At 40.7% G+C, this 4,921-nt stretch carries 3 protein-coding genes and 2 pseudogenes; 4 read left to right on the forward strand and 1 reads right to left on the reverse strand.

Annotated elements, in window-relative coordinates:
* The first annotated feature begins 51 nt into the window (after positions 1-51).
* The gene (locus tag QZ562_RS19475) at positions 52-1,266 is read left to right on the forward strand and encodes a sigma-54 dependent transcriptional regulator (protein ID WP_293763962.1); all 1,215 of its coding nucleotides are present in this window, start codon (positions 52-54) and stop codon (positions 1,264-1,266) included.
* A 65-nt stretch (positions 1,267-1,331) separates the two neighbouring features.
* Positions 1,332-2,117 (forward strand): ice-binding family protein, encoded by a 786-nt coding sequence (locus tag QZ562_RS19480; protein ID WP_293763964.1) that lies wholly within the window; start codon positions 1,332-1,334, stop codon positions 2,115-2,117.
* Positions 2,118-2,831: 714 nt separating this feature from the next.
* Here the strand turns inward: QZ562_RS19480 and QZ562_RS19485 are convergent.
* Positions 2,832-3,016, reverse strand: a pseudogene (locus QZ562_RS19485) (transposase); the annotation flags it as partial.
* A gap of 292 nt (positions 3,017-3,308) precedes the next feature.
* Between QZ562_RS19485 and QZ562_RS19490 the strand changes: the two are divergent.
* Together QZ562_RS19490 and QZ562_RS19495 are read left to right on the forward strand one after the other, a co-directional pair.
* Entirely contained in the window at positions 3,309-3,599 is a 291-nt protein-coding gene (locus QZ562_RS19490) for a helix-turn-helix domain-containing protein (RefSeq protein WP_293763966.1), read from the forward strand.
* Between the two features lie 15 nt (positions 3,600-3,614).
* A pseudogene (locus QZ562_RS19495) lies at positions 3,615-3,884 on the forward strand (winged helix-turn-helix domain-containing protein); the annotation flags it as partial.
* Positions 3,885-4,921: the final 1,037 nt, after the last annotated feature.

The following is a 4,921-nucleotide window of genomic DNA, read 5'->3' on the forward strand; positions in this document are numbered from 1 at the left end:
ACTAGAAAAGATCTGTATGGGACTCAGTAATAATGTTTTGAGTCACCGACCATGCAAAGGTGTATGCAACAATTACAGTTAGTTGCGCCTACAGATGCCTCGGTCCTTATTATTGGTGAAACAGGAACAGGTAAAGAGGTTATTGCCCAACAAATCTTTAAAGACAGTTTGCACCCTCACAAGCCATTTATTACCGTGGACTGCAGCACAATAGTGGAAAATCTCATAGAAAGTGAATTGTTTGGCCATATAAAAGGCGCTTTTACTGGAGCGATAAACCATCAGCCAGGGTTGATCGCTCAGGCTGAGGGTGGCACTTTATTTTTGGATGAAGTGAGTGAATTACCCTTAGCTATCCAGTCAAAACTATTGCGTTTTGTGCAAGAAAAAACCTATGTTGCAGTGGGCGACCAACGAGTGCGTAAGGTAAATGTGAGACTGATACTTGCCACCAACCGCAATTTACCCGCAGAAGTTGAGGCCGGACGCTTCCGAGCGGATTTATATTATCGGATTAATACCTTTACCTTAAATTTGCCCCCCCTTAATCAGCGCGCAGACGACCCTTTATTATTGGCTCGCCACTTTTTGGAACAATTTGGCCGTCAGTATCATAAAGAGATTAGCGGCTTGTCCGAGGTGGCTATTAGTAAATTGCGGGCCTATACGTGGCCGGGTAATGTGCGCGAATTACGAAATTGTATGATGCGTGCGGTAATCCTTTGTTTAGGGAATGTTATCGAACCTGAACATTTGCAATTAGAAGGGTTACATGAGGCCAATGATAGCGCTAAAAATCATGTCAATGATAAGTCGCCTTTACCTTCTATTACTGCCGCGACTGATGATGATCTTCATCAAATAGCAAAGGTGTTAAATGAAGTCGTGCTAGTGGCGAGTCAACAAGCGATAGTGCTGTGTGTCAATGTGTGGTTAGAGAAATTATGGCTGGAATTATGTTTAGTCAAATGGGGTAGCCTTTATAAAGTGGCAAAACTGTTAAATAAATCAGAGTCAACAGTGCGAAGACGACACGCTAAATTTAGCGATATTCAATTTAATCAACCACAAATTCAGGAATTGACTGTGAGCTGTAACGAAATGTTGGCGCAACTAATAAACCGTCATGAAGTTGAAAACTTGTGGAATGGCATTGAAAAATTATTGTTTTTAGCGGTATTGAAACATGATTGTAGTCAACAGATAAAGGCTAAACTACTCGATGTCACTCAACCAACATTACGTAAAATAATCCAACAGGTGTAAATCAGATTTAAGCGCTAAAAGCTATTTGTTTTCTTGTTTTAATATTTATCACGCAGAAGAGAATTATGAATATAGTTAAAAATCATTCGAAAAAAGTATTATTACCTTTAGTGTTTGGCAGTTTGTTCGTATGTAATGTTATGGCAAATCATAGCCCAAACAGTCCAAAGCCAATAAACCTAGGAAGTGCGGGTACCTTTACTATATTGACCAAAACGGGTGTGACTGACGTTTATCCTTCAGTAGTGACTGGTGATGTAGGAACAAGCCCAATGACTGGCGCTGCCTTACTGCTTAAATGTACCGAAGTAAGCGGAAATATTTACACAGTCGATGCTGCGGGTCCTTTACCTTGTGCCAGCAGTTCACCAAATACATTAACGTCTGCGATAAGTGATATGGAATTGGCATACGAAGACGCAGCAAGTCGCGTTTCACCAAATGCAACTGAGCTGGGAGCCGGTGAAATTGGTGGACTAACGCTGAGCCCTGGTCTCTATAAATGGACGAGTAATCTCAGTATTTCAACGACGTTGACACTTGATGGTGGCCCTGACGATGTCTGGATTTTTCAGGTTTCAGGCAACTTATTACAAGCGTCAACAGTCGAGATGAAATTACAAGGCGGTGCTTTAGCCAAGAACGTTTTCTGGCAAGTGGCTGGTGAAGTAACCTTAGGCACTGGTGGGCATTTTGAAGGCATTGTGTTAAGTAAAACCTTGATTGCAATACAGACAGGCACTTCGGTAACCGGAAGATTATTTGCACAAACCGCCGTTACCTTGCAAATGAACACAGTCACTGCACCTGTCAATGGTGGTCAGTACTCAGTCACTATTCATTCAAAATGACGAGTGACTAAACAACCCATGCAAACTCTGCTGTAATTCCTGAGCGCTAATGATACATTGTCTATTGTAGCGCTTTTTTATTAAATATAGGTTATCAAGACACATATGGACGACCCCATATGTCCACGTATTGCCTATCTATTTGCGTTTATTTTCAGCACGAATGACATTTTAATCGTGTATTACTGCTAGTAGTTTGTGTTGAAGACAGTCTGAAAGTGGCCCTCTTTTTCAAACTTGAGTTGGCATATATTCAGGTTCTTTAGTTGTGTTGGTTTGATCAACATTGGCTTATGATGGACTCTGAAACGCCTACCTTATCGCCTTTAAAATATACCCATACGGATAATTATATTTGTCTGTTCGGATACCGCGTCATGGCTTTGATAAGATAAACCGTTTTCTTCATCATGTTCTGACTAAGCGGGTTGGGTAAAAAGTGTTATCTCGAGTATTGCCTTCCACGACACCCTCACAGGCTTTGTGTCTTTGTCTCGGAAGGATAACGTAAATTGTTTCTTGTTACGCGTTGACCTCTAAAGAAACAGGTATCACGCGATAGTGTTCTTGCCGAGAGAGTAATATCCAGATTAGTCGAGCCAGACGTAAAGGGTTTGATGACGCTAAGCTTGGTCACCCACAAAGCTGATGGGGTGGTGCTTTTCTTACCCGACTGACGAAGGCTCTAGTAACGTGCATCAATTGTTTACGTTAGTAACGGTTTCCGCGTTTGGTTATGCCGCCCATCTTACTGATATTGCCCGAGGCGTGTTGTTTATGCGTCAGCCCTAACCAAACAACAAACTCTTTGGGGTTATTAAATGCTTGGCTTCGTCAATGGCGGCTAACAATGCCGAAGCATAAATGACACCGATACCAGGAGTACGGAGTAGTATTTTCTGCTTTCGCTTGTATCGACAAATTGACCTAACTGTTCTCAATATCTTTGAGGCGCTTAAACATGTTGCTGTATTCATTCAACATGTTTATCAACATATACTGCAGTCGATGACTATATTGAAAATTATCTATCGCGCTCCTTAACCCACTTACTAATGTTTTATGGCCACAGGGAAGCACCATGCCAAATTCACTTAATAACTCCCAACTTAATAATCCCTAGCTTGATTATACTAATCAGCATAAATATGTGATCTGATATATTTACCCCAAAGCCACCTAGTATTTCCCTTGAATCATCACTCAGAGCAACAATTAAAAGCACTCTCTAACAAAGTGAAAGATCATCAAATGCGTAAGCGTTTATTAGCGGTAGCGCATTTTAAAGTAGGTAAAAATAGAGCCGAAGTTGCCAGAAGCTTGAATGTTAGCCGAAGAATGGTCAATGAGTGGGTTGCCAAGTATCTCAAAGGTGGTTCCAGTGTCCTTGAAAGTAAAAAACATAGGTTGACCCTGTTTGTTAATGGGGCAGCAAAAGTTAGTGCTGATAGATTACATGGAGAAACAGAGTCACTCCTGTAAAGAACATACTTAAATGGCGACATGTTGCAAATTTATATTCACCAAACGTTTGCGGTTAACTATCATCAAAATTCGATTTATAATTTGCTCAAATCACTGAGTATCAGTTGGACGGCAAGTCGCTCAAAAGACCTTAAGCAATCTGAAGAAGCCCAAGAAAACTTAAAAAAACGGCAAATTGTAACAATCAAGATGATCCCCGGACATATTGCACTAGATAAGGCGGATTTTTGGTTTAAGGATGAAGTGAGAATAAGTCAGCAAAACACCACCACACGCCTTTAGTCGATGAAGGGCCGTCGACTCAGGGCGCTCAAGCAACAGCAATTTGACTATGCGTGGCATCTAATGCCTATTTGTTTGGTGCTGTGTGTCTGGCCACAGGCAAAACAGAGGCTTTAATAGCGCCTTTTGTTGATAAAAACACCATGACACATCACCTCGAACAGATTCAAGAGTAAACAAAAGCCGGCATACACGCATTTGTGATAATGGATGGCGCAGTATGGCATTAAGCTTTATTGGTGCATGGGAGCAGAAATGTGAGAGTTATTTTATTACCCCTCCGTATTCACCGGATCTAAATCCAATAGAATAAGTGTGGTGTTGGCTTCGTCAACATCATTTAGCTAATCGATGTTTTAGTGGCTATAACGACAGTGTTGATGCCTGCACTTCTGCTTGGGATGATTTCGTTAGCGATATAAAATGGAGATAAAATGGAAATAAAAGAGAGATAAAAATGTGTTCACGAGACTGACTTAAAGTGGAAAAAACTTAAACGAATTGTTATTACTTATGGCTGTTTGTCTTTGATAACTCGTTCTCGGATACGATATCAACAAGATATCTTTTGTTGGTACTCAGATTTTACAGGTACAAACCGGTTCTGGTCTCGTTGGTAAGTTTCCGTTATGGCAAACGCATCGTTATGGTCATTCTTGTTACCTCACACAAAGGGCGTAACATGTTGGGCAGTGATAAGTTTGGTATCATGGCCTAATTTCGCTATTTCTCGCCCTAGCAATGAGATGATTAACAGGCCTCCATTTCCACCTGAGTAAGCCACTGCTGACGCATAAAATCGAATAACTCGCAGCGTTTCAATTTTTATTAAACTGCGGTTTTTATATGTCCGTTCACACTGCAAACTTGAAATTCATTTTTTGCATAATCGATAAGTAATTATTTTAAGCCTCATCTTGGACTTTCCCTATGTAAATAGTCTGGTTGAAAATACTATTTTGGCGCATTGACGCCGTATTAGGGAGCGTCCATCTCATCACCTATTCTAAATGATTAAGTAACTCAATTCATTTGAT

This window comes from uncultured Paraglaciecola sp., from assembly GCF_913058035.1.
In the GTDB taxonomy this organism is placed as follows: domain Bacteria; phylum Pseudomonadota; class Gammaproteobacteria; order Enterobacterales; family Alteromonadaceae; genus Paraglaciecola.

What these genes read in the sequence shown, in the direction of transcription:
- QZ562_RS19480 (WP_293763964.1), top strand. Translation starts at nt 1,332, where the DNA reads ATGAATATAGTTAAAAATCATTCGAAAAAAGTATTATTACCTTTAGTG.
- QZ562_RS19475 (WP_293763962.1), top strand. Translation starts at nt 52, where the DNA reads ATGCAAAGGTGTATGCAACAATTACAGTTAGTTGCGCCTACAGATGCC.